19 protein-coding genes are annotated in these 24,719 nt (G+C 35.1%); all 19 read right to left on the bottom strand.

Features of this window, described 5'->3' with window-relative positions:
• Positions 1 to 144: 144 nt before the first annotated feature.
• Positions 145 to 378, bottom strand: a complete 234-nt coding sequence (locus tag BK054_RS08105; RefSeq protein ID WP_006257342.1) for a hypothetical protein — start codon at positions 376 to 378, stop codon at positions 145 to 147.
• Positions 379 to 390: 12 nt separating this feature from the next.
• Positions 391 to 930, bottom strand: a complete 540-nt coding sequence (locus BK054_RS08100; RefSeq protein ID WP_025125382.1) for a DUF420 domain-containing protein — start codon at positions 928 to 930, stop codon at positions 391 to 393.
• 10 nt (positions 931 to 940) lie between these two features.
• Entirely contained in the window at positions 941 to 1,564 is a 624-nt protein-coding gene (locus tag BK054_RS08095; protein WP_006266309.1) for an SCO family protein, read from the bottom strand.
• 1 nt (position 1,565) lies between these two features.
• Positions 1,566 to 2,186, bottom strand: coding sequence for a hypothetical protein (locus BK054_RS08090; RefSeq protein ID WP_006262808.1), 621 nt, complete (start codon positions 2,184 to 2,186; stop codon positions 1,566 to 1,568).
• Positions 2,187 to 2,302: 116 nt separating this feature from the next.
• On the bottom strand, positions 2,303 to 2,659 hold the full coding sequence (locus BK054_RS08085) for a cytochrome C oxidase subunit IV family protein (RefSeq protein WP_006257346.1): 357 nt from the start codon (positions 2,657 to 2,659) through the stop codon (positions 2,303 to 2,305).
• A gap of 18 nt (positions 2,660 to 2,677) precedes the next feature.
• Positions 2,678 to 3,658: a cytochrome c oxidase subunit 3 gene (locus BK054_RS08080; protein WP_006257347.1), complete on the bottom strand. Its 981-nt coding sequence runs from the start codon at positions 3,656 to 3,658 to the stop codon at positions 2,678 to 2,680.
• Positions 3,659 to 3,702: 44 nt separating this feature from the next.
• The gene (locus tag BK054_RS08075; RefSeq protein ID WP_006257348.1) at positions 3,703 to 4,284 is read right to left on the bottom strand and encodes a heme-copper oxidase subunit III; all 582 of its coding nucleotides are present in this window, start codon (positions 4,282 to 4,284) and stop codon (positions 3,703 to 3,705) included.
• 6 nt (positions 4,285 to 4,290) lie between these two features.
• Entirely contained in the window at positions 4,291 to 5,205 is a 915-nt protein-coding gene (gene cyoE / locus BK054_RS08070; protein ID WP_006257349.1) for a heme o synthase, read from the bottom strand.
• Positions 5,206 to 6,157: 952 nt separating this feature from the next.
• Positions 6,158 to 6,904 (bottom strand): deoxyribose-phosphate aldolase, encoded by a 747-nt coding sequence (gene deoC / locus BK054_RS08065; protein ID WP_006262806.1) that lies wholly within the window; start codon positions 6,902 to 6,904, stop codon positions 6,158 to 6,160.
• Positions 6,905 to 6,961: 57 nt separating this feature from the next.
• Positions 6,962 to 7,342 (bottom strand): VanZ family protein, encoded by a 381-nt coding sequence (locus tag BK054_RS08060; RefSeq protein ID WP_041888888.1) that lies wholly within the window; start codon positions 7,340 to 7,342, stop codon positions 6,962 to 6,964.
• The gene (gene gcvH, locus BK054_RS08055) at positions 7,332 to 7,712 is read right to left on the bottom strand and encodes a glycine cleavage system protein GcvH (RefSeq protein WP_006257352.1); all 381 of its coding nucleotides are present in this window, start codon (positions 7,710 to 7,712) and stop codon (positions 7,332 to 7,334) included. Before gcvH ends, BK054_RS08060 begins: the two co-directional genes overlap by 11 nt.
• 57 nt (positions 7,713 to 7,769) lie before the next feature.
• The gene (gene sprA / locus BK054_RS08050) at positions 7,770 to 15,269 is read right to left on the bottom strand and encodes a cell surface protein SprA (protein WP_058699270.1); all 7,500 of its coding nucleotides are present in this window, start codon (positions 15,267 to 15,269) and stop codon (positions 7,770 to 7,772) included.
• A gap of 3 nt (positions 15,270 to 15,272) precedes the next feature.
• Positions 15,273 to 15,854, bottom strand: a complete 582-nt coding sequence (gene ruvA / locus BK054_RS08045; RefSeq protein WP_006257354.1) for a Holliday junction branch migration protein RuvA — start codon at positions 15,852 to 15,854, stop codon at positions 15,273 to 15,275.
• A gap of 95 nt (positions 15,855 to 15,949) precedes the next feature.
• Positions 15,950 to 18,229: an NADP-dependent malic enzyme gene (locus tag BK054_RS08040; protein ID WP_058699269.1), complete on the bottom strand. Its 2,280-nt coding sequence runs from the start codon at positions 18,227 to 18,229 to the stop codon at positions 15,950 to 15,952.
• Positions 18,230 to 18,293: 64 nt separating this feature from the next.
• The gene (queG, locus tag BK054_RS08035; RefSeq protein WP_058699268.1) at positions 18,294 to 19,220 is read right to left on the bottom strand and encodes a tRNA epoxyqueuosine(34) reductase QueG; all 927 of its coding nucleotides are present in this window, start codon (positions 19,218 to 19,220) and stop codon (positions 18,294 to 18,296) included.
• A gap of 19 nt (positions 19,221 to 19,239) precedes the next feature.
• Positions 19,240 to 20,268 (bottom strand): Holliday junction branch migration DNA helicase RuvB, encoded by a 1,029-nt coding sequence (gene ruvB, locus BK054_RS08030; RefSeq protein WP_006262802.1) that lies wholly within the window; start codon positions 20,266 to 20,268, stop codon positions 19,240 to 19,242.
• Positions 20,269 to 20,358: 90 nt separating this feature from the next.
• Positions 20,359 to 22,161 (bottom strand): cbb3-type cytochrome c oxidase subunit I, encoded by a 1,803-nt coding sequence (locus tag BK054_RS08025; protein ID WP_006266304.1) that lies wholly within the window; start codon positions 22,159 to 22,161, stop codon positions 20,359 to 20,361.
• A 29-nt stretch (positions 22,162 to 22,190) separates the two neighbouring features.
• Entirely contained in the window at positions 22,191 to 23,357 is a 1,167-nt protein-coding gene (locus BK054_RS08020; protein WP_006257359.1) for a cytochrome c oxidase subunit II, read from the bottom strand.
• A gap of 17 nt (positions 23,358 to 23,374) precedes the next feature.
• Positions 23,375 to 24,688, bottom strand: coding sequence for a hypothetical protein (locus BK054_RS08015; protein ID WP_006257360.1), 1,314 nt, complete (start codon positions 24,686 to 24,688; stop codon positions 23,375 to 23,377).
• Between the last annotated feature and the right edge of the window lie 31 nt (positions 24,689 to 24,719).

Below are 24,719 nucleotides of genomic sequence, written 5' to 3'. Positions count from 1 at the left end.
AAGAACAATATAAACACAGTACTATACAAGTACCTTTTAGAAAGTAGCGATTAACCATATTCGATATACTCTTCTGAAATTAATAATAAATTATAACTCAAGTATAAAGTAATAAAAAAAACCGCTACTATTAGCGGTTTTCTGTTATGATTTTGTACTTTTTTTGTTTTTATATACTCTATAACTAAAATACATAGCAAAAGCAACAAGCAAATACGGAAATATCATTAGGTACACTATTCCGTCGTTTACAGCTTCTGCTTTCACTCCTCCGTCTTCTGTCTCTAATGTAGCTCGACACATCGCACACTGAGCAAATGCCTCACCCGAAAAGAAAAATACAGAAAACAGTAGACCCCAAACTAACTTTTTCATCATTACTTAATTGTATTAGTTAATATAATAAGGCGAAATCATCAAGTAAACGATAACTCCTGTCACAGCTACATACAACCACATAGGGTAAGTAATACGAGCTAACTTCTTATGTCTCTCATAAGACCCTGATATACCACGTACAAATGTGAACAATACAAAAGGAATAATGATAATAGACAATAAAATATGGGTAATCAAAATAAAGAAATAGATAGGACGTATAATTCCCTCTCCTCCAAACTTCGTCTCAATAGAAGTCATGTGATAAGCCACATACATCGCTAAAAAAGCTACTGAACATGCAATACACAATTTGATTAAACGCTCGTGTAATTGCTTATTTCCTTTTTTAATAGCCATTACTGCCCATACTAATAATACAGCGGTAAGTCCATTAATAGTAGCGTAGATTGGAGGTAAAAATGATAACGGTTTTACATCATATCCTAGTTTCTGTAGATTAACTCCAAATAGGATAGCTACTACCACAGGTATTGCGATAGAAAGTATCCATATCCACTTATTGTACTTTTGTTCAATATTGTTTTCCATTTTAATAATATTATTCTTCTAATAATGCTTTTATATCCTCCTTTAACCAAGCAACACCTTCATCACTGGTCCCATCGTAATAAACTACAGGATTACCATGCTCATCTTTACGAGAACGAATATTCCCTTCCTTATCTATCAGGGCAAATAAACCTGAATGTTCAAAACCACCTGGTGCATCAGGGTTAACTCCTGTGTATAAATTAAACTTCTTCGCTAAATCATAAATATACTTAGCATCTCCCGTCATCATATGCCAATATGGATTCTTCACTCCTAATCCTTCTGCATGAGCATGTAGAGCCTCTACAGTATCACGAGTAGGGTCTATCGTAATAGAAGCAATACCAAAATCTAATTTTCCATAGAATGTATCTTGTATTTTCAACATATTCGCATTCATAATAGGACAGATAGTAGGACAGTTAGCAAAGAAGAACTCTACTAAATATACTTTACCTTTATAATTGTCATTTGTAATCGTTTTATTATTGTGATCCACTAATTCGAACTTAGGTGCAGTACCTATAATTTCTAAATCAGCTTTCTCAAACTTTTTAATAATCTTAGGCACAGCCCAAATTCCAAATATTAAAATAATAAGTGAGATCCAGATATACGACTTGTCTTTCATATTATTCGTTTGTATTAATTCGTTTATATTTTTTTAATGCTAATCGATACTCAGCTAAAAGCACTTTTACATCATCCATCATATCATTATTTAACTCTGCTGCTGATATCGTTGAGTAACCTTCCTTATACTCATAATTCCCTATTTTATTCTCTCCTTTACGCCCACGTACATTTCGGTCTTTATCCACTAGATATACATTGCTACTAGCTAAGTCACTATCTAACTTGCCAACAAGACCCAATGAATTAAAGAACTCTTGTATCTCCTCTGGTTTTAAGAATAGATAATTCCAATTAGACATATCAGAGATCGGGCTTAACTCATCCACTACCTTCTGAGCGGCTTCCTCACTTCCATAAGGCAATACCATCACCAACTGAAAATCTTCAAAATCTTTATATCGCTTATATATCTTCTGATTTAAATTAAAGGCATCTCCACGATCACGGAACAAATGCGCTCCTGGGAAACCTAATACGGTAATCTTACCGTCTAAAGAAGGCATCTTCTCCAAGGACGAAGTTCCTTTCGGAAAATCCTGAACACCTTCAGTAATTATAGGCAAACGCTTAAATTGATTAACACCTGTTGCAAAGAATAAGTATGCACAAATAGGCATCACAAACAGCAACGTTAGAATTAAATATTTTTTCATTTTTACACAATGTTGACTAACTAACAAAAATAAAAAAAGGCGGTCAATAAACCGCCTTTAAAATATATAATAATATGTTATTAAAATATCCACTTATATTGTGAGTTTTGGAATACATCGAAGATGTAATTACCTTCTGTCAATACTAAAGTGATTAAATACACACATAAGAAAGTAAGAACTCCAGCTACAGACCATCTGAATGCCGATTTCTCTTGTTCTAAGTGCATAAACGCCCACATAATGTAGTATGCCTTAACAATCGTTAAGATAATGAAGATATAGTTCAATAAACTCAATCCAAAAATATGTACGTGATGTAGAGATTCTGGTTTAATAATACCTAAGATAACCTCTACTAGAGTAACTACAGACATGATTACGAATACTGTCCATATTCTCTTTGTATTTGAATGATGTGCTCCTTCTGCTGCCATTTTACTTTATTTTTAAAATTAAACTAAATAGAAGAATGTAAATACGAACACCCATACTAAATCCACAAAGTGCCAGTATAATCCTCCTTTTTCAACCATTTCGTAAGAACCTCTTCTTTGGTAAGTTCCTAATAATACGTTGAAGAAAATTACTACATTAATTAAAATCCCTGTAAATACGTGGAATCCGTGGAATCCAGTAATGAAGAAGAAGAAATCTGCAAATACTTTATGTCCGTACTCATTGCGGATTAAGTTAGCTCCTTCTACTACTAATACAGCATCTTCTAAACGTTTAACTGATTGCTCTCTAGTTAAAATTTCTTTGTGCTTAGCATCTGTAGTTAATTGAGTTCTAATTCTTACGTTAGGATTAGCTTCAAAACCTGCTTTTACTTCTGCTAAAGAATATGTAGGTGCATTCTCTCCTTTTACAAACCAAGTAGCTTTAGCTCTTGTTAAAGTAGCCTCATCTCTGTTTGGATCTACTTTTGCAAAATCACCTAATGCAATCTGTTTACCATCTTCTCCTACGAACTGTAAGATAGATCCTCCACGAGTCTCTACTGCTCCGTAAGTTCCGTTAATAAAGTTTTTCCACTCCCATGCTTGTGATCCTAAGAATACTAAACCTCCTATGATCGTTAAGAACATGTACACTGCTACTTTATTCTTTTTCATTTGATGTCCAGCATCTACAGCTAATACCATAGTAACTGAAGAGAAAATTAAAATAAAAGTCATCAATGCCACATAGAACATCGGCGCATCTACACCGTGTAAAAATGGAAAGTGATTAAATACTTCGTCCGCAATCGGCCAAGTATCCATGAATTTGTAACGAGTAAACCCGTATCCTACAAGGAATCCACAAAAAGTTAATGAATCTGATAATATGAAATACCACATCATCATTTTACCATAGCTTACTTTAAGAGGCTCATTTCCTCCACCCCAAGTAGTTTCTTTAGTAGCTGCTGTAGTAACTGTCGCTCCCATAAAATGTTGTTAGTTATAAAGTTTTCAAATTTAGTTTATTTTTTTTATTTAAAGAATGTAAAAAATAAAAACAAATAAATCCACAATAAATCCAAAAAGTGCCAAAACCATGCACACAATTCAATTCCAATATATTGCTGTGAATTATACTTTTGTTTAAAATGATTATAAATTACATACAATAGTGATAAAACCCCTCCAGCTAAGTGAGCGATGTGCACTATTACGATCACATATAAAAATGATGTCGTAATCGTACTCTCACTCCCAGTGAAGAAATATCCCATAGATATTACCTCATTAAAGCCTTTGAACTGCAAAAAAACGAATAACAATCCTAATATCAAAGTAGAAACTAGATAAGTAGTTGTTTTATTGCGATCATTTTGTTTTATAGCCTTATATGCTAAGTGCATAGTAACGCTACTTATTGCGATTGCTAATGTACTATATAAAAAAGAATTTGGCAATTGAAACTCTGCTAACCAGTCTGGACGTGACTTACTTACTACATAAGCACTCGTTAGACCAGCGAAGACCATCATAATACTACCTATCCCGAAAAGCATCATCACCTTTAATGCCTTTCCTTTTCTTTCGTATTGTTCTTGAGCTGTTATATCCATTTATTGTTATCTTAAAATTTTATCAAGTATATAGATTATCTGTATTAGCGAAATATACGTCACACTCACTAACATCAGTGAACGTGCTGCCTTATCTGTTCTTTTCTTATACAGTTTTATTCCTGCCCATAACATCCATAATCCTGCTAATAACACTAGTACAGCTGATACAGGTGTTAGGTATAATCTACCTGTAACTCCAAATGCAGGGAATACAGATGCAATGATTAACCAAATCGTGTATAAGATAATCTGTGTTGCAGTCTTAGAATCCTTCTCTCCTGTTGGTAACATAGAGAACCCTCCTTTTTTATAGTCATCGTATAAGAACCATCCTATAGCCCAGAAGTGTGGAAACTGCCAGAAAAACTGAATAATAAATAATGTTCCTGCCTCTATACCAAAGTTATTAGTAGCCGCTACCCATCCTAACATGAAAGGAATAGCACCTGGGAAAGCTCCTACGAAAACTGATAGAGGGGTAATAGTCTTTAACGGTGTATATACACTCGTGTACAAAAAGATAGAGATAGCACCGAACATAGCCGTCTTAGGATTCACTACATAAAGGATAGCGATACCTAATACTGTAAGCGTACAAGCTAAAATAAAAGCTGCACTAGGCTTAACTCTTCCAGACGCGATAGGACGATTCATAGTACGAGTCATCTTCGCATCTAGCTCTCTCTCTATAATTTGATTAAATACATTAGAAGCACCTACCATACAGTATCCTCCTATAGCAAGAGCTAGTACTGTAAGAATGTCAATACTTCCTAAATCGGGTATAGCTAAAAAGTAACCAGCTATGGTAGAAAAAACTACGCTGAGTGCCAACCCCATTTTAGTCATTTCTTTAAACTCCGTCAACACAGAAGTTGACGTATTTTTTTCAGACGATAAATTCAAAGCTGTTTTCATTTGTTTTTAATGATGTGCAAATATAGTTCAATTTTTAAAACAATACCTAAAAACAAACGTTACAGCCTTTAATATAACCTTTTTTTAAATATCCTCAGTCTTTAGTGTTCTAAAAAAAAAACATTCAAATAAATCAGCACTTTCACAAAAGAAACATTGATGATAATCACAAACAACTAAGATTGCTATGACTATCAAAACGAATTAAATACGTTTTTTAACAATTCTTACTCTTATACCAACAACTACTAAGTCAATTTAATGCAATTCACAACCAAAATAATACAACTTGTATTCTTCTCTTTTTCTAAATTCCAACACTAAAATATAGAAACAAAAGGATAATCCTCTTCAAAAAACACCCCATAAAACAGAACCAAAGTTATCTCCTTTCTGACTAAAAAATAAAAACTCTACAAGGCATTATAGTTATTCAACAACAATAAAATAGAATGCAACCATCCCATCAAAGTAATCCTGATAACAAAACACCTTTTTAGAAAAAATACAACGCTATTCATTCCAACATTAATACGCTATGCAGCTTTATTATCAATTCAAAAACAGGCATAAATAAACAGCATTACAAAAAAAACAACAATCCACTTATTTACAACTTAAACCTTTCTAATCGGCAGTTATCGCATAGTGGTCGCATAGTGTTGCCATACTGCTCGCATATTTTTGGCTAGTTTTAATGCGATCACTACCCTATCATTATTCCATAACCATCTCATCGTACCCATAATGATTCCTTATGCATATACGATATTATAACTCTCTTCGCTATTTCTAATCAAAAACAATAAGTTTAAAAGCCTATCTAAACATTCAATGCCCTTACCTAGTACTTGTGATAAAACTCCTTAAAATCGCAAAAAAGCATCTCACAACAAGGCACAAAAAAAGAGCATCTAAACTAGATGCTCTTATATAGAACTAAAATGTAATCTTAGTAATTATCTACTGTACCTGATCCGTCAACAATGATCTTAGCAGAAGAAGTTCCTAGACGTTTCACTCCTAAATCAATTAATTTGATCGCGAAGTCTTTATCACGTACTCCTCCAGAAGCTTTTACAGGTAGAGGCCCAGCGTTCTCTAACATTAAAATCATTGCTTCTAGTGTAGCACCATTCGGCTTACCACCTTCTGTTTTATAGAATCCTGTAGAAGATTTTACAAACACTTTATCATAATCTTTCTCATTGAACTTTGATAACACTACATTTTTAATCAATGCTGTCAACTGTACAATTTGATTATCTGTCAAAGCAGCAGTCTCTATAATCCACTTCACTACTTTTCCAGCATCAAGACCTAGCTTCGTACACTCTGCTACTTCTTTTTTTACTTGTTCTACTTCTCCTTTTTGGAAAGCAGTATAATCAACTACATAGTCGATTTCATCCACCCCATCAGCAATGGCTTGTTTAGCTTCAGCTAACTTCGCCTCTAGACCGCGGTTCCCTTCTGGAAAATCTATAACTGTACCGATCGCCACCTTTGAGTTAGCAGCATCCACCATTTTTCGTCCCATCTTTACTTGATCAGGGCGAATCATTGCTAATTTAAATTTCTCATCAATTGCTTCTTGAATTAAATCAGCTACTACCTGATTATTTTCTACTTCAGTTAAACCAGCTTGATCAGCTAATTTTAAATAAGTAGAATCCATAAATTCCCTTAAGTCTCTCATAATCTAAATATATTTAAAACAAAAAAAATGACCCCATGATGGGGTCATTTTTAAATCTTATTTCTTTCTTCTAAAAAGAGTCAAACATAGTAATACCCCAAATAAACTACCTAGACAGTTTGCTAATTCGTCAGCCCATTCTGCACTTCTCGAAGAAGTGAAGTAATACTGTAATAACTCTACAGTGGCTCCCATTAAACTAGCAATAGTAAAGATAAGAATACTTACCCAAATTCTAGACCTATTTGGCTTACTTTTCACTAAATATACAAACCAAATTATGGAAAATACAAAATAAAAAGTAAAATGTGCTACTTTGTCTTTATATGGGATATCAAATCTTGGTGCTTTTGCAATAGTATCACTATCCAACAGGCAACCTGCTAACACAAGACCTGTCCATAGTATTCCTAATACAAAAAAAGTTTTACGCCCCAATCAATTCTTTATATTGTGCATCTGATAATAAAGATGATACTTCATCCATATTAGACACTTTTACTTTAATCATCCATCCTGCTCCGTAAGGATCAGTATTCACTAACTCTGGCTCTGTATCTAAACCTTCGTTAAACTCGATCACCTCTCCTGACAATGGTAAGAATAAGTCAGAAACGGTTTTTACTGCTTCTACAGTTCCGAAAACTTCATCTCTATCTAAAGTTTGATCCAATGTCTCAACTTCTACATAAACGATATCTCCAAGTTCTCTCTGAGCGAAGTCAGTAATTCCAATTGTAGCAACATCTCCTTCGATAGCTACCCACTCGTGATCTTTAGTGTACTTTAAATTAGCTGGTATATTCATTATAATAAGTTTTTAGCAAATGTATAATATTATTACATAATGTGGAACCAATATCCGTTAATTTCCAAAATTATATCGCATTGTAAAACCTGCTCGAATATTCGTGATTGGATACATAGTCGAAATAACGGCTTTAGAGAATGAATGGTCATAGAAGAAGATCGCTGTAAGGTTCTTACTCAACATATAATCTGCTGTCAATCTTAACGACCACATATCTTGTCCTCCACCAGTCTGGCTGTTTCCATAATCTAAATAACGCACTACTGTCTCTCTCTTCGTCAATGTGAAGTCTGCCTTAATATTAATATCACTAGCGATTCTTCCTCCCATTCCATTGTTAGCATACATCGAGTTAAATCCTACGTCTTTTACACGGTACCCCAGTCCTAATACAAAGTCATTTCCATTCGTCTCTGTCAATAAATTGTTGTCAAAGCTCAACGATAGCATTCTATCTTTTCTCATCTCTAAAGACATTCTGATCGAAGATTTCGTCTCAACATCAAAGCGAATCAAAGGATTAAACTGCTCAAATAATGTAGCGTTGTTTACAACATATTCACTAGGATAATTACCAAATTTATTTACTTCATTCGGAGCTTTATAATACTCCGTATTATAACTGTAAGACCCCAATGTATAAGAGGCTCTATATCCATGGTTAATAGAGAAGTTCTTGAAATTATCTTTAAACCATCCTATTCTCATCAGTCCTCTGTACTTCAAGTTCCAGTTAGGCAAAGGCATTCCTTTAAACAATCCTGTCGAAACCTTATTTGCATCTTTACCTGTATACGCCGCCACAAAAGATGGTAATAATACAGACTGACTTCCTTTACTATACCCTATAGGGAATCCTTCTCTATCTAAGTTGGCTGGATTAGTAATATCAATACCGCGCTCTACAGCTAATCTATTTGCTACGATAATACGATTATCCAACATTCTGTCAAAAGTAGCCGAACTCATTAAGTCACTACTAGAGAAAGCTGTACTTAACATCACCGTAGACATACTGAAGTTTCCATAACTATAAGGTGCCTGTCCTATATACTCATTGTTCTCTACCACGAATTGTTCTGAATAGTTATCAGACTTCATACGTTCAGCATAAAGATCAATAGTCAAATCAGGTATTAAAGATACTGAAGCATTCAGGTTAAGTGTCTTATTACTAATCGTAGTATAAGGTTGATTCATCTCTGGGTAATCTGTTAAATACCCTTTGCGAGCAGCATCATATCTAATATCTACTTGGTTACCGAATACGAACCCTAAATCAGGTTTAGACGTACCAAAGAAACCTACAGTAGGTAAGAAGCCTGGTAACATCGTACCACTATTCTCAGAATAATTAATCTGGATATTCTTAACAGATGTTAATACCCCTATTAATAAATCTTTCGTAGCAGTACCAAATGCAGATGGCTCCCCTTTCTCCTTGTTGTCTTTTTTCTTAGTATCTTCTTTCGCTTGTACTACTTTCTGTCCAGGAACGATAGTTGCTTTTTTCGCTTTAGAAGGCGTTCTTCTGCGATCAGAGCTTTTCACCAACCCTAAATAACGATACAAAGTCTCCATACCTAAAGTAGTATTCAGACGTTGTGTTCTCGCATTCTGAATCGTGTTCCCCAAAGAATAATTAATACCGTCTATGTCAATATTAGAATAAGCGTCTGATGCACGTTGCCAGTTAAAGCTACCTGTATAAGCATAGTTAGAACGGATAAAAGACAATACTGGAATCTTACTAAAAGGCAATTCATAATTCACCGTTAACTGTTGGGTAAACTGATTAGGCTCACCAATATTAAAGTAATCATCCCATATTGTATTCGTATTATCTACGATTCCATTTACACTGTCATAATAGTTTCGAACGATATTATTACTACCCCCGATATAACTTAGACGAAGAGATTTAGTCAAGTCAAAATTGAATCCAAAGTTATAATTGAAGAAATAGTTTCTTCTATACAATGGATCTAAACCTATCCCTTCTACATCTATTAGTCTAAACTCTTGTCTATTATACTGACGCATAATATTAGAACTAAACGATATATTAGTCGGTAGATAATTAAAGTTAAAGTCTCTCAATAGTCCCCAATATTGCCCTTTCATAAAACCTATGTTTTTAAAAGGCTCTACAGACTTCGTTTCGAAAGCATAAGTATAATCAAGTGATGATCTCACTTGTTGTTCTAACATTGACTCTATTTCAAAATCGTGGTGTCTCACCTCATTATACGAGTGAGATACTGTAATATTCTCTATATCATAGATACGATTCTTTTGTTCTGGTCCTCTCTGCTTATTAACACCAATAAAGTTTATACTCTTACGCTTCGTGTAGTCCATCGCTCTCTTCTCCGCCTCTTCTGCCTCAGCTGATGTCTTCGCTCCAGACTTGATATAACTAAGCTTTAAATCAGGATTCATCGGATCGTACTCAGGTGTAATAAACTCTTCACTGATAACATAATTAAATGGCAGTGTGATTCCCCAACGTTTAGGTAACAGTTGTCCTAAGTTTACGTTAGTCATAACACTATACGACTTTCTATCTTCACGACTGCGGTCATGAGGTCCTTGTTCTAATCCTCCAAAACCAATAGTAGACTTCATTCCTGTCAAAGAGATATTGGCAAAGTCAGCTATATTAGCATCAATAGTACCTGTAGCTGCCCATCCTCCTTTATTATCCATGTCTGACATACGTAATTCATCAAACCAGAACTCTCCTGATAAGGCTTCTGCTCCTGGCGAGATATTACGTATCCCTATCATCATCATCCTTACTTTTCCAAAGTTTGGATTCCCTTTTATCCCTAGTCTTACTTTATTAGGTTTATCTCCTGCACTTGGATTTAACTCCTCTTCATTCACATAAAATATCTTAGAACTGTCAAAACCAGGACGAGATACTTCTCCCATCTTCATCACTTTTAACTTCGCAAGTAAGTCTATAGGAAGATTTAGTTCATTCTCTTCTGGCCAAATCGCATCTGGATTAGTTTCTCCACCATTTGTTATTTTTAGTGGTATCTCTACTTCATAGAAGTTTTCAATAACATCACTACCTATACGGATGAATGCTGCCATCTCATAATCTTGTAAACGTCTCGATGCGCCACCTTCTAATGACTCTCCATGGATAAACATTCTCAGCTTTTTATACTGACGCATGTCTACATTAAAATTCTTAAACACCCCTCTAGCATCATTCGAAAGTAAACCTGACGGATAAGCATTTAAATCTTTTGGATATATCTTTAATGAAAGTGATTGTTCATTCTGATTAATCAATGTATTATTCATATAAACCTGTTCTCTTCTTACTCCAGGAGGAGTTACATAAGGAATAGGTTTACGATCATAATTATCTGTTAGATTCACAGAAGACACATCGATTCCTGTATTAGAGTACCTCTCATCATTAGTCCCTGAATTATCTTCCATAAGGTTTCTGTCATATCGCTTCCAATCCGATCGAACTAAGTTTAAAGTTCCAAAACGAAGTGTTACTTGTTTCTCGAAACCTGTAAGATACATTCTCATAAACTTCATTGATCTCGTATCTTCTATAGCTCCTACTTTTTTCCCTTTAGTGTCAATTGGAATTTTGTACTGAATCCATCTTACATCAGATACAGATCCATCAGGTAACTGTACTTTAGTTTCTCTGACATCTGTAACATATTTATCACCTACTATAGTATTAGGCTTCACTTTTACCTTATACTCAAAGTATGCATCAATAGTATTCATGGTATTATCCCCATCGATATCTTCTGCATCAGGCTGATTATTTCCTGCTCTCCCACCGCCTGCTGGGCTGTTATTTTCTAATCCATTATAATCTCTATAACGTTCTAATATTCCACCTTGAGCATCTAAATAATGTACAAAGTTATCTGCTGCTGGATCACTAAATCCTGCAAAATCTTTAAAGAAAGCTCTTTCTTCTTCGTCATTTAAACCATCAAGTCCAACGTCTTGTAATCTTCTGTTCTCAGCATTATTATCAAATGCATAAACTAGTGAAGGAGCTGAAGGTACTTTCCCCCAAACAGTATTAATCGTTGTAACAGCATTAGCTCCTGTATCAGGTAGTCCGTTCTCATACTGCTTATGTCCATCTCTTAAAATATCTTCAGAGATAAAACCTAAGTTTAATCTAAGCTCTCCTGTATTCTGAACAGTCAATGCATCACCACTCTTTCCTACATAAGGATCCATTACCCAAAACTCTACAAACTCTATATTCGCTTGTTCAAAGTTGGTAGTCGTTAAACCACGCATAATACCTGCCCAGTTTTTTCTAGGTGTTAAAGAGCGAGGATTCGTTAGATAACTTCTATTAAAGTTATAAGGTCCTCTCTCCTCTGGATAATAAGTCAAGTCTAGTGTATTAATCACTCGACTCTCTCCATAAGCAATATCTTTGTCAGGGAATAACTCCTCACTATAAATTCTACGTGTTCTATTAGATGATAAATCATACTCACTTACCCCATCTGGTTTGCTCCCTACATAGAAAGTAGGGTCTATCGAATACCATGACATCTTAGATCTTCTATACCCATCCTCTAAAGAATATGCTGGTAATGTAACAATGTCCTTATCTACATCACTATCTAGTTCATTCAGCCCATGGAATCCTACTGGTACACTCGACAACTTCCATGAAAGAGGTGACTTAACATCAATAACAGATTGCATTCCTTCAAAATCATCAATATAAGAAGTCGCTTCACCATTCATCTGATCTAATTTAGATGAACCTGGTTTTAAATAAGCAAATTCTCCTCTAAACGAAATTCTAGATTCTACATCTGTATCTATATTAGGTAGTTTATTAACCATTCTAGTTAAGAAAGGTACTTCAGTAGAATACTGAGCATTCAGTCCCCAGATTGTATTATTCACCGCTTCTTGACCATAACTCGACTTATGAGTAAATGGACGTTCTGACATCTGTAAGAATGTACCTCCTAATATAAAGTCTTTGCTAAACTTATGCTCTACGTGCATTCCAAAGAAACGCTTAGTCTGCTGACCAAACATCGTATTATTCTCTACAGAAACTTCGATCGGTGTATTAGATGCTTGTAATCCTGGATCTAATATCATCACTCGACCTCTACTGTAATCTACTGTATAATCTACTCCTTCTACTAATACTCTACCTGCTGCTCTTACAATAACTGATCCTGGAGCGACATTAAATGATCCAATAGGAATACCTTCTCCCATTGAACTCGAGAATTTACCTTTTAACTGGAACTTATTCTTCTCGTTTTGGCTTCGTAGAGCTTCTGCTTTAGTAGTACGATACATACTTCTAAAGACATACTTTGATTGGTTCTTATTATACGAACTAGATTGGTTATAATCTTCACTTAACTGATTCGTTGAAAGCTTCTTAAATAAGTGCTCTCCAAAAGGCTCGACAGTCGTAAAAATAATACGACCATACATTGGGTCTATCGTAATCCCATCAAATGTATTGCTGTTGTATTGGTTATTATTATTTCCGTATCCTCCACTGTTGCCATACCCTCCATTATTCCCGTATCCGCCGTTATTTCCAAAACCACCATTGTTTCCAAAGCCTCCATTATTACCGCCATATCCTCCATTACCACCATAGCCACCATTGTTATTATTACCATAACCATTATTCATATTACCTGCATTAGTAGGATCAAACGTGTTTTGCATTCCTCCATTAGGCAAAAAGTCAAAGAAACCATCTCCTCCTTGCTGAGGGTCATTCGTATAATTCAATCGGTCTAAATGGAATACTTTTAATAATGGTGTGCGCTCTACATCTGGAGGCAATGGCTTTCCATCCACAGAACTAATATAATTCAGTGGACTCGGATCTGTATAAAGAATATTGAATCTAAACTTATCTTGTGAGATATACATCGCATTCGGAATCTGATAGATATTCTTCATCATCAGTTTCCATACTGGTTGCCCTACCAAAGTAAAATTACTTTTTAATAACTTCAGAATAAGCGATTGGCTCTGTGGCACATCTGGGTTTGCCTCATCTACACCAGGAGGCAATACCGTCATACCTCCGTCTGTACCAAACTCCCCCACTTGATATATCTTATCTCCAATAGAGTACTGGAACGCTACAGCAAGAACTTCATCATTAGAAAGTTTTTGTTGTAATGATATGTATCCTAACTGAGGATGGAATGTAAACTCATTGGCACTTAACTTACGTGCTCCCTCTAAACGTACAAAATCTCGTCCTTCTTGTACAGATACATTAAATCCACTTGCACCTGATGTGTTTAATCGAATAGAGGAATTTAAATAATTACCCCCAATATTTCCTGGGTCATATTGGTTATTCGCATTATCAGGGTATGCATTAGGTACTCCATTAATAGTAAAGAAATCAGGCTCTGGTTTAGAAACAACATCTGCATTAGGTCTTCCTAATTTATTCTGTCCTTCTCCTAAATCCTGTATAGCTATAATATTACGTGCATTATTACCTGTTTGATTAACGCGTCCATATCGATTGGTTATCCATACTTCTACACGAGTAATACGTACTCTACTTTTTATAAATGGATATTTCTCTAAAGCCTCATCATAGTTATTTCTAAAATAATGAGATAAAAAGAAGTGTCTATCCTCGTCATAATCTAACGCATCTAATTCAAACTCTTCTAATGTTCCTGCACCGTCAGCACGAATAGAAGTCGTCTGAGACTTCTGCTCCGAGAACACTCCTGTAATAGTGGTTCTACCGAATTGTAGTTCTGTCTTTACTCCAAATAAACTCTGTGCTCCTCTAACAAGTGAACCACTAATAGGCATACTTACATTACCTACTTCTACTTTACGTACGATATCATCTTCGTCTGGTGCGAAAGATAATTTCATCATATTCTGGAAGTCAAAAGTAGCCTGGGTATCATAATTAATATTCACAGCTAATCTAGTACCCACCATACCTTGTAATCCCATACTAATGCGTTGATTAAAATCAAACGCCATATTCTTACGATTACGCGTAGATACTACAGGGTTATCCTGTTTACTATAACGAACTCCCATATCAAACTCTACAGATCCTGTAGGTTTAACATCAATAGTATTCGATCCAAAAATAGTACTGAACAACTTCGAATTCACATAATAACGCGGTAACATATCACGCTTGATCTCTTCGTTCTCCTCACGTCCATGCATTACATTAAATCGCTGCTGAAAATACTTACGCAACTCTGCACGCATAATAAGCTCTTCAAACTCTTTACGAGTTAATACAAGAGGATAATTAACATTAAATCCGTCAAAGGTTTTAGTAAAGTAGTAACTATCCGTTAAAGGATCATAGGAATATGCTTCCTTAATAAGATTAGGATCAGGTATGACAATTTTCCCAATATCATATTGAGTTTGTAAACTATCAGCTACTTGTTCATCTGGATCTTGAGCATACATCCCATGTACGCTCAAAAAAAGAACAACTAGCCAAAAAAAAATTGACTTTGATATAGGAAATTGCCCCCTCAAAATTTATAAGTTTTTTAAAGCTTGCTTAATGATGAATTCAACAGATGCATCAGGTGTTTGCTTCATAATCTTATCAACAACTTTCTCAGCTGATTTACGTACAAAACCTAATACCTCTAAAGCTGATAACGCTTCATCTGCATTTGTATTGTTAATAACAGGAGAAACTTCATCAATATTATACAATTTTATTACCTTTTCTTGTAAGTCAAGTATAACACGCTGAGCAGTTTTAGCACCAATCCCTTTTACAGACTGGATCGTTTTTACATCAGCAGAAGCAATAGCTTGTAGAAGCTCTTTAGGAGCAATAGATGAAAGCATATTACGCGCAGTATTACCACCAATACCAGAAACTGATATCAATAGTTTAAATAATTCACGTTCTATTTTGTCTATAAAACCGAACAGAGTATGTCCGTCTTCTTTTATTTGTAGGTAAGTATATAATCTCAAATTTTCTGAGGAACCAATTTGAGAAAAAGTATGCAGGGAAATATGGATAAGGTATCCTACTCCCCCGCAATCTATTACCACTTCTGTGGCTGTTTTTTCTACTAGGCGTCCTTGAATATGTGCTATCATTATTATATCAAATTTTACTTCAAAAATAACAATAAATATTAACTATTTACTAACAAATAACTAATCGCACAACTACTATTCAGAGTACCAGTATATTATTTCTTTTTGCGATTCTCGCGTACTTGAGCATCTACTACAGCTACAGCTGTCATATTAACCATCTCATCAACACTAGCACCTAGTTGGAATACGTGAACAGCTTTATCTAAACCTAAAATAATAGGACCAATAGATGTCGCTTTATTCAATTCTTTCAACATTTTATAAGTGATATTAGCAGAATCTAGGTTAGGGAAAATAAGTGTATTTACTTTCTTATCTACTAACTTAGAAAAAGGGAATTTCTTCTTCAACATTTCACTATTTAAAGCGAAGTCGATCTGAATTTCACCATCTACAATCATCTCTGGATGTTGCTCATGTAAGATACTAACTGCCTCTTTCATTTTTGTTGGAGAAGCATTAGGTGCAGACCCAAAGTTAGCATATGATAACATTGCAACAACAGGTTCCATACCGAACATACGTACAGTCTTCTCTGTCATCACTGCTATTTTAGCTAAATCTTCAGCTGTAGGATCAGGGTTAATAGCAGTATCTGCTAAGAACATTGGACCTCTCTTAGTCATCATTAAGTTCGTTGTAGCTACTCTGCTTACACCTTGTGCACGAGGTATTAATTCTAAGATAGGTTTAACTACATTAGGATAACTACGAGAATATCCTGTCAACATAGCATCTGCCTGTCCTTCATTCACTAACATAGATGCAAAGTAGTTTCTTTCTAACATTAGTTTACCTGCATCGTATAAAGTAACTCCTTTGCGCTTTCTAGTTGCCCAATAAGCATTAGCAAAAGCAGCTCTTCTTTCTTTTTGCTCATCAGACTTAGGATCAATAATTTCTACATCATCATTAAACTCTATTTCTTTCTTAAGCTCTTGAATAGTTTCTTTATCTCCTAATAAGATTGGGGTCACCATTCCTTCTTCATAAGCAATCTGAGCAGCTTTTAATACATCTAAATGGTCAGCTTCAGCATATACCACACGTTTTGGTTCAGTCTTAGCACGGTTGATTAACATACGTACTAATTTATTATCTGACCCCATTCTTTCTTCTAAAGAAGATTTATATTCTTCCCAATCTGTAATTGGAGCAAGTGCTATTCCACTTTCCATTGCTGCTTTAGCAACTGCTGGAGGAACAACAGATATCAATCTAGGGTCAAATGGTTTTGGGATAATATACTCTCTACCGAAAGTAAACTTAGTCTCTCCGTAAGCAATATTTACTTGCTCTGGCACTGGCTCTTTAGCTAACTTAGCTAAAGCTACTACAGCAGCCATCTTCATTTCTTCGTTAATCTTAGTAGCACGTACGTCTAATGCTCCTCTAAAGATATAAGGGAAACCTAATACGTTATTAACTTGGTTAGGGAAGTCAGAACGACCAGTAGCCATAATAACATCCTTACGTGTAGAAGTTGCAAGGTTATAGTCAATTTCAGGTCTTGGATTAGCCATCGCAAACACGATTGGGTTATCTGCCATCCCTAAAAGCATTTCTGGTTTTAATACATCCGCAGTAGACAATCCGATAAATACATCAGTCCCTTTTAAAGCATCTGCTAAAGAAATATCATTATCAACAGCAAACTCTCTTTGTAAATCTGAAATACGTGTATCGTCTTTCTTTAAAACACCTTTACTGTTAAACATTTTTATATTCTCTTGTTTAACACCAAAAGCTACATATAACTTAGCACATGCAATAGCAGCTGAACCTGCACCTGAAACTACCATCGTAATTTCTTCCATCTTCTTACCAGCTAACTCTACTGCATTTAGCAGAGCTGCTGCTGAGATAATAGCAGTACCATGTTGGTCATCGTGCATTACAGGAATATCTAACTCTTCTTTCAATCTTCTTTCGATTTCAAAAGATTCAGGAGCTTTGATATCCTCTAAGTTAATTCCTCCGAAAGTTGGAGAAATGTTTTTTACAGTTTCGATAAACTTATCTACATCAGTAGTATCTACCTCAATGTCAAAAACATCAATATCAGCAAAAATCTTAAACAGCAATCCTTTTCCTTCCATTACTGGCTTAGATGCTTCAGCTCCGATATCTCCAAGTCCTAGTACAGCAGTACCGTTAGAGATAACAGCAACTAAATTTCCTTTTGCTGTATATTTATATACATTATTTACATCGCTTGCAATTTCCAGACAAGGCTCTGCTACACCTGGTGAATATGCTAAGGCTAAGTCTCTTTGTGATGAATACTTCTTCGTAGGAACAACTTGTATCTTACCAGGCGTTGGTTCAGCATGGTATTTAAGTGCTTCTCTACGTAAACTATCTTTATTCATATATTTACATTTAACGTGATGAACAAAGATAACCTTTTTGTAATATAATTCGGATTTACGAAATTCACTCCCCTAAAAATTGCATATTTCGCAACAAGCCCTCATATTTCGTCCTTTTAATTGCGGATTTTTTAAAAATTTCATTAAAAGTCTCCTTCGTAAGTTCTTTCCATTCGTGCTTTGAATACTCTATTAACGCATTATTAGGAATAAATCTTTGCTCTTTATGGGGAGATGCAAAGCGATTCCACGGACAAACATCTTGACACACATCGCAACCAAACATCCAATCATCTAATTTCCCACTAAAGTCGGTTGGAATATCATCTTTCAATTCTATGGTGAGATAAGAAATACATTTACTCCCGTTTACAATATGAGGACTTTCAATTGCTTCTGTAGGACAAGCGTCTATACATTTAGTACAGGTTCCACAATGATCAGTAGTAGGGCCGTCTTCTTCTAATTCTAAATCAATTATTAATTCAGCAATAAAAAAGAAAGAACCACTTTTCCTATTAATCAAATTGTTATTCTTACCTACCCATCCTAAGCCAGCCTTAGCTGCCCAAGCTTTATCTAAAACAGGGGCAGAATCAACAAATACACGTCCATCTACAGCCCCTATTTCACTTTCTATAAAGTGCAGAAGCTCTTTCAACTTATCTTTAATCACATGGTGATAATCCTCTCCATAAGCATACTTTGATATTTTATAACTATCGCTAACCTGCCTTTCTTCTGGATAGTAATTTAAAGTTAATGACACCACACTTTTTGCTCCTTCAACAAGTAGTCTAGGATCAAGGCGTTTATCGAAATGATTCTCCATATAAGACATCTGCCCATGCATCTGTTTATTCAACCACTGCTCTAAACGAGGAGCCTCTACTTCTAAGAAATCAGCTTTAGAAATACCACAAGACGAAAAGCCAAGGCGTTTGGCCTCGGCTTTTATAATATTAGAATATTTACTTTTATTTTCAATCATTTAATCACTTCTATGACCACTACATATCAAAAAGCCCACCTTGTGGATGAATTCTTTCTCTACCTAAGTGTTTATAAGCTTTGTCAGTTACCTCACGCCCTCTTGGAGTTCGAACAATAAAACCTTCTTGAATTAAATAAGGCTCATAAACTTCCTCTATTGTTTCACCATTCTCAGAAACAGCAGTCGCTAAGGTAGATAATCCTACTGGTCCTCCCTTAAACTTATCAATAATCGTACTCAATATCTTATTATCCATTTCATCTAATCCAAAAGAATCTACATTCAATGAATTTAAGGCGTATTTAGAAATCTCGATATCAATATCACCATTCCCTTTTATCTGTGCGAAATCACGTACACGTCTCAACAATGCGTTTGCAATACGAGGTGTTCCTCTACTTCTTCCCGCTATTTCTATAGCAGCTTCTAGATCAATATGAACACCTAATATAGAAGCACTACGTTCAATAATAGTCGCTAATAGTTCCTTATTGTAATACTGAAGGCGACTTTGAATACCAAAACGAGCACGCATAGGTGAAGTCAATAAACCAGAACGAGTAGTCGCACCTACTAATGTAAAAGGATTTAAATGAATCTGAACCGTACGTGCATTCGGACCAGACTCTATCATAATATCAATCTTAAAGTCCTCCATAGCAGAATACAAATACTCTTCTACTATAGGGCTTAAACGATGAATCTCATCAATAAATAAAACATCACGTTCCTCAAGATTAGTTAATAATCCAGCTAAATCACCTGGTTTATCTAAAACTGGCCCAGAAGTGATCTTAATTCCCACATCAAGTTCATTAGCTAAAATATTAGCTAACGTAGTCTTACCAAGTCCTGGAGGTCCATGAAACAAAGTATGATCTAAAGCTTCTCCCCTTTGATTAGCAGCTTCAACGAAAATCTTTAAATTCTCTAATACCTGATCTTGCCCAGCAAAATCATCAAAAGACAGCGGGCGTAACTTCTTCTCAACATCTAATTCATCAGAAGAAAAGTGCTTATTAGTTGGGTTTAAATTCTCATTCATAGTACAAATATAATTCAAATATCAGAGTCTACACTAACAAAAAAAGTCATCCTTTCGGATGACTTTTTAATATCTATAAGAAATATAATCTTAGTGATGTAATTCCTCTTCACCTGCAACGAATGGCATGTTTTGAGGAGCGTAATCTTCTGGTAATCCAGGTTTACTATAGTCATAAGGCCATCTGTAAACAACTGGTAATTCACCAGGCCAGTTACCATGAATATGTTCAACTGGTGTAGTCCACTCAAGAGAGTTACTTCTCCAAGGGTTCTGAGTAGCTTTCTTACCATAGAAAATACTATAGAAGAAGTTCCATAAGAACACTAATTGGAAAGCAGATCCTACTAAAGCGAATACTGTAATTAACACGTTTACATCGTAGAACTCATCAAATAATGGGAATGCAGTATTTGAATAATAACGACGTGGTAAACCAGCTAATCCGATGAAGTGCATTGGGAAGAATACTCCGTAAGCACAAACTGCAGTTACCCAGAAGTGGATATAACCTAAGTTTTTGTTCATCATACGTCCAAACATTTTAGGGAACCAGTGGTAGATACCAGCAAACATTCCGTAAAGAGCAGAAATACCCATTACTAAGTGGAAGTGAGCAATAACGAAATATGTATCGTGAACGTTGATATCTAATGTTGAATCTCCTAAAATAATCCCTGTTAAACCTCCTGTAATAAACGTAGATACGAATCCAATACAGAATAACATTGCAGGGTTCATTTGGATATTACCACTCCAAATTGTAGTGATATAGTTGAATGCTTTTACTGCAGAAGGAATAGCAATCAACAATGTAGTAAATGTAAATACAGATCCTAAGAATGGGTTCATACCAGATACGAACATGTGGTGTCCCCATACAATTGTTGATAAGAAAGCAATACCTAAGATAGAAGCAATCATCGCACGGTAACCGAAAATTGGTTTACGAGCGTTACAAGCAATAATTTCTGACGTAATACCCATCGCTGGTAAAATTACGATATATACCTCAGGGTGACCTAAGAACCAGAATAAGTGCTCATATAATACAGGAGAACCTCCTTGGTAATGTAATACCTCTCCAGCTAAATAAATATCTGATAAGAAGAATGATGTTCCAAAACTTCTATCGAATAACAATAATAAAGCTGCTGATAATAAAACTGGGAATGATACGATACCAATAATAGCTGTAGTAAATAAAGCCCACACTGTTAATGGTAATCTTGTCATAGACATTCCTTTAGTTCTTAAGTTAATTACTGTAGCAACATAGTTTAACGATCCCATTAAAGAAGATGCGATAAAGATTGCCATAGATACTAACCATAATGTCATCCCCATTCCTGAACCAGGAATAGCCTGTGGTAATGCACTCAACGGAGGATATACTGTCCATCCAGAAGATGCTGGTCCTCCTTCTACAAATAATGAAATAATCATTAATACTGCAGAGATGAAGAATAACCAATAAGATAACATATTTAAGAATCCTGAAGCCATATCACGTGCTCCAATCTGCAATGGAATAAGTAAGTTCGAGAACGTACCACTTAATCCAGCAGTTAAAACGAAGAATACCATTATGGTACCGTGCATCGTTACTAGGGCAAGATAAGCATCATTTTTCATAACTCCATCAGGAGCCATTTTATCACCTAAAAACCATTTGAATACTGTGAAAGATTCTTCTGGCCAAGCAATTTGCATTCTAAATAACAGAGACATTCCAATCCCGATGATTCCCATAATAATACCTGTAATCAAGTATTGTTTAGCAATCATCTTGTGGTCTAAACTAAACACATATTTAGTAAAGAAGTTCCCTTTATCGTGATGATCATGATCATTTGAGTGATCGTGATTGTTTTCGTGTCCTTCTACTGACATAGTTATAGATTGATTTTAATATGTGAGTTTTATTTTCCTACTTGAGCGATAGCTTCAGTTTCAACTTCTTCAACTGCTGCAGGAACTTCCTCTACTGCTGGAGCAGGTGCGTTGCTAGCTTTTTCAGCAGCAACTTGCTCTTTTAATGTAGGAAGCTCTTTTAACCAAGATTCGAATTCTTCAGGAGTCTCTACAACAACTTTCATTTGCATGTTATAGTGAGAAGCTCCACAAATCTTATTACATAAAATTAAATAATCAAATGAATAAGGTTCTAATGCCTCTTCTCCTTTAGCGATTAACTCTTGGCTTCTTTCAGCTCTAATATCGTTAATATTACTAACTTTTTTTACAATCGCCTCACGCTCTCTCATTTCTGCTGTAGTAACAGTAGGAACGAAAGCAAACTGAGTAACCATACCAGGAACACAGTTCATTTGTGCTCTAAAGTGAGGTAAGTAAGCTGAGTGAAGTACGTCTTGAGAACGGAATTTCAATACTACTTTTTTACCTTTTGGTAAGTGTAATTCTTTTGCCATTTTATCATCAGCAGCATTCGGGTCAGACATATCTACCCCAACTAAATTGATACCTTCTATAAAACGAACGTTAGCTTTACCTAAAGTGTTATCTGTTCCAGAGTAACGAACATCCCATCCGAATTGTTTAGCATATACTTCAACAATAAGAACGTCTTCTTCTTCATCTACAAACATAATATCATTCCAAGCAAATAATCCATAAAGAATTAAACCTGATAATGTAATTACAGGAATAATTGTCCAAAGAGCTTCTAACTTATCATTATCTGAATAGAAACGAGCTTTTCTACCGTTTATTCCACGTCCTTTGAATGCAAAGTAGTGTAATAAGAACTGAGTAAAAATTTGAACAACAAAAATTAACCCCATTGAGATCCACATTAAATTGTCAACCTCTTTTCCGTGCTCTGACGCAGGGTTATCCATCAAAGGAAAGCTTCCATACTCAACTAAACAGAATATAGTAAAGATATAGATGAATCCTAAGAAAGCGAAAGTCAAATAACCATTGATGTTATTATCCTTCTCATTAGCGATCTCTGTAGAAATATCATCAGGGTGAGAACCTACTTGAGTTAAATCAAATATTTTCGTCAATTGCCATACAGCAACTCCTAATAATACAACCGCAGCTAATATTAATAAACTTGTCATTTGTTTATTTTTAAATATTAATAGTGAAAATGTTTACTCTCTTCAATCAATGGGTTATTCTTAGCTAATAATGGCGCTTTAGCAATTGCACTAAATCCTACATAGATAAATAATCCGATGAAGAAAATAAGTGAAGCTATCTCAGAAACACCAATAAACCAAGAACCTCCAACTGTACCAGGAGAGATCATCATAAAGAAGTCAATATAGTGACCTACGATGATACAAGATCCTGCCATTACAACAATCCAAGTTAAACGTTTGAAATCTGTATTGATCAATAATAATAATGGCAATAAGAAATTCAATACTAACATTCCGAAGAATGGTAAGTTATACTCTTGAATTCTGAAGATGAAGTAAGTTACCTCCTCTGGAATATTAGAATACCACTGTAACATGAATTGAGAGAACCAAAGATAAGTCCAGAATATACTTAATCCAAACATAAATTTAGCTAAATCGTGAATATGACTAGTATTAACATATTCTAAGTATCCTTTGTTCTTTAAATAAAGAGTAACAAAAGCGATAGTTGTAATAGCTGTTACGAAGAAACTAGCGAATACATACCATCCGAATAATGTACTATACCAGTGAGTATCAATCGACATAATCCAATCCCAAGATGCCATAGACTCAGTAACAATAAAGAATACTAAGAAAGCAGCTGAAGCTTTAAATATCTTTTTGTAGTAAGTTTGATCACCACTCTCATCTAAAGCTAAAGATTGTTTACGAGCATAAATTCTATAAAAGTTCCATCCTGCTAAATAGATAACTGTTCTAATTAAGAAGAAAGGCACGTTTAAGTATCCAGCTTTTCCTTGAATAATTGGATCTGCATCAACTACTGCTTGGTCAGCCCATATAAATAAATGGTTTCCTCCCAATACAGAAATTAATAAAATCACGAAGAATATAACTGATCCTGGTAATACATAAGCAGATAATCCTTCCATTACTCTGAATAATACTGGAGACCATCCAGCACTAGCAGCATTGTTAATAGCATAAAAAGTTAAAATACCAACAGCTACTAACATAACGAAAATACAAGCTACATATAACGCTGTCCAAGGTTTATTTTGCATTTGACCAAGAACATGTTCTAAATGTTTTTGATGTTCAGCATGATCAGCGTCAGACACAGAGTGGTCTGCAGCAGATACATGATGCTCACCACCATCATGATGAGCTTGCTCAGTTAAGATCTGCTCTACTTCAGCAGTTGTCTTAGGGGCACTGAAGAAACCATATGCAATCCCTACAAGTCCAAGAACCATAAGGACGATTGCAAAAGTCTTCAAATTTTTTGAAAATGTGTACATATCTAAACTTTCAAATAAGTTTTACAATTTA

It is taken from the genome of Myroides sp. ZB35 (assembly GCF_001865835.1).
Taxonomy (GTDB): Bacteria; Bacteroidota; Bacteroidia; order Flavobacteriales; family Flavobacteriaceae; genus Flavobacterium; species Flavobacterium odoratimimum.
This window is presented reverse-complemented; position numbering and strand designations above follow the sequence as displayed.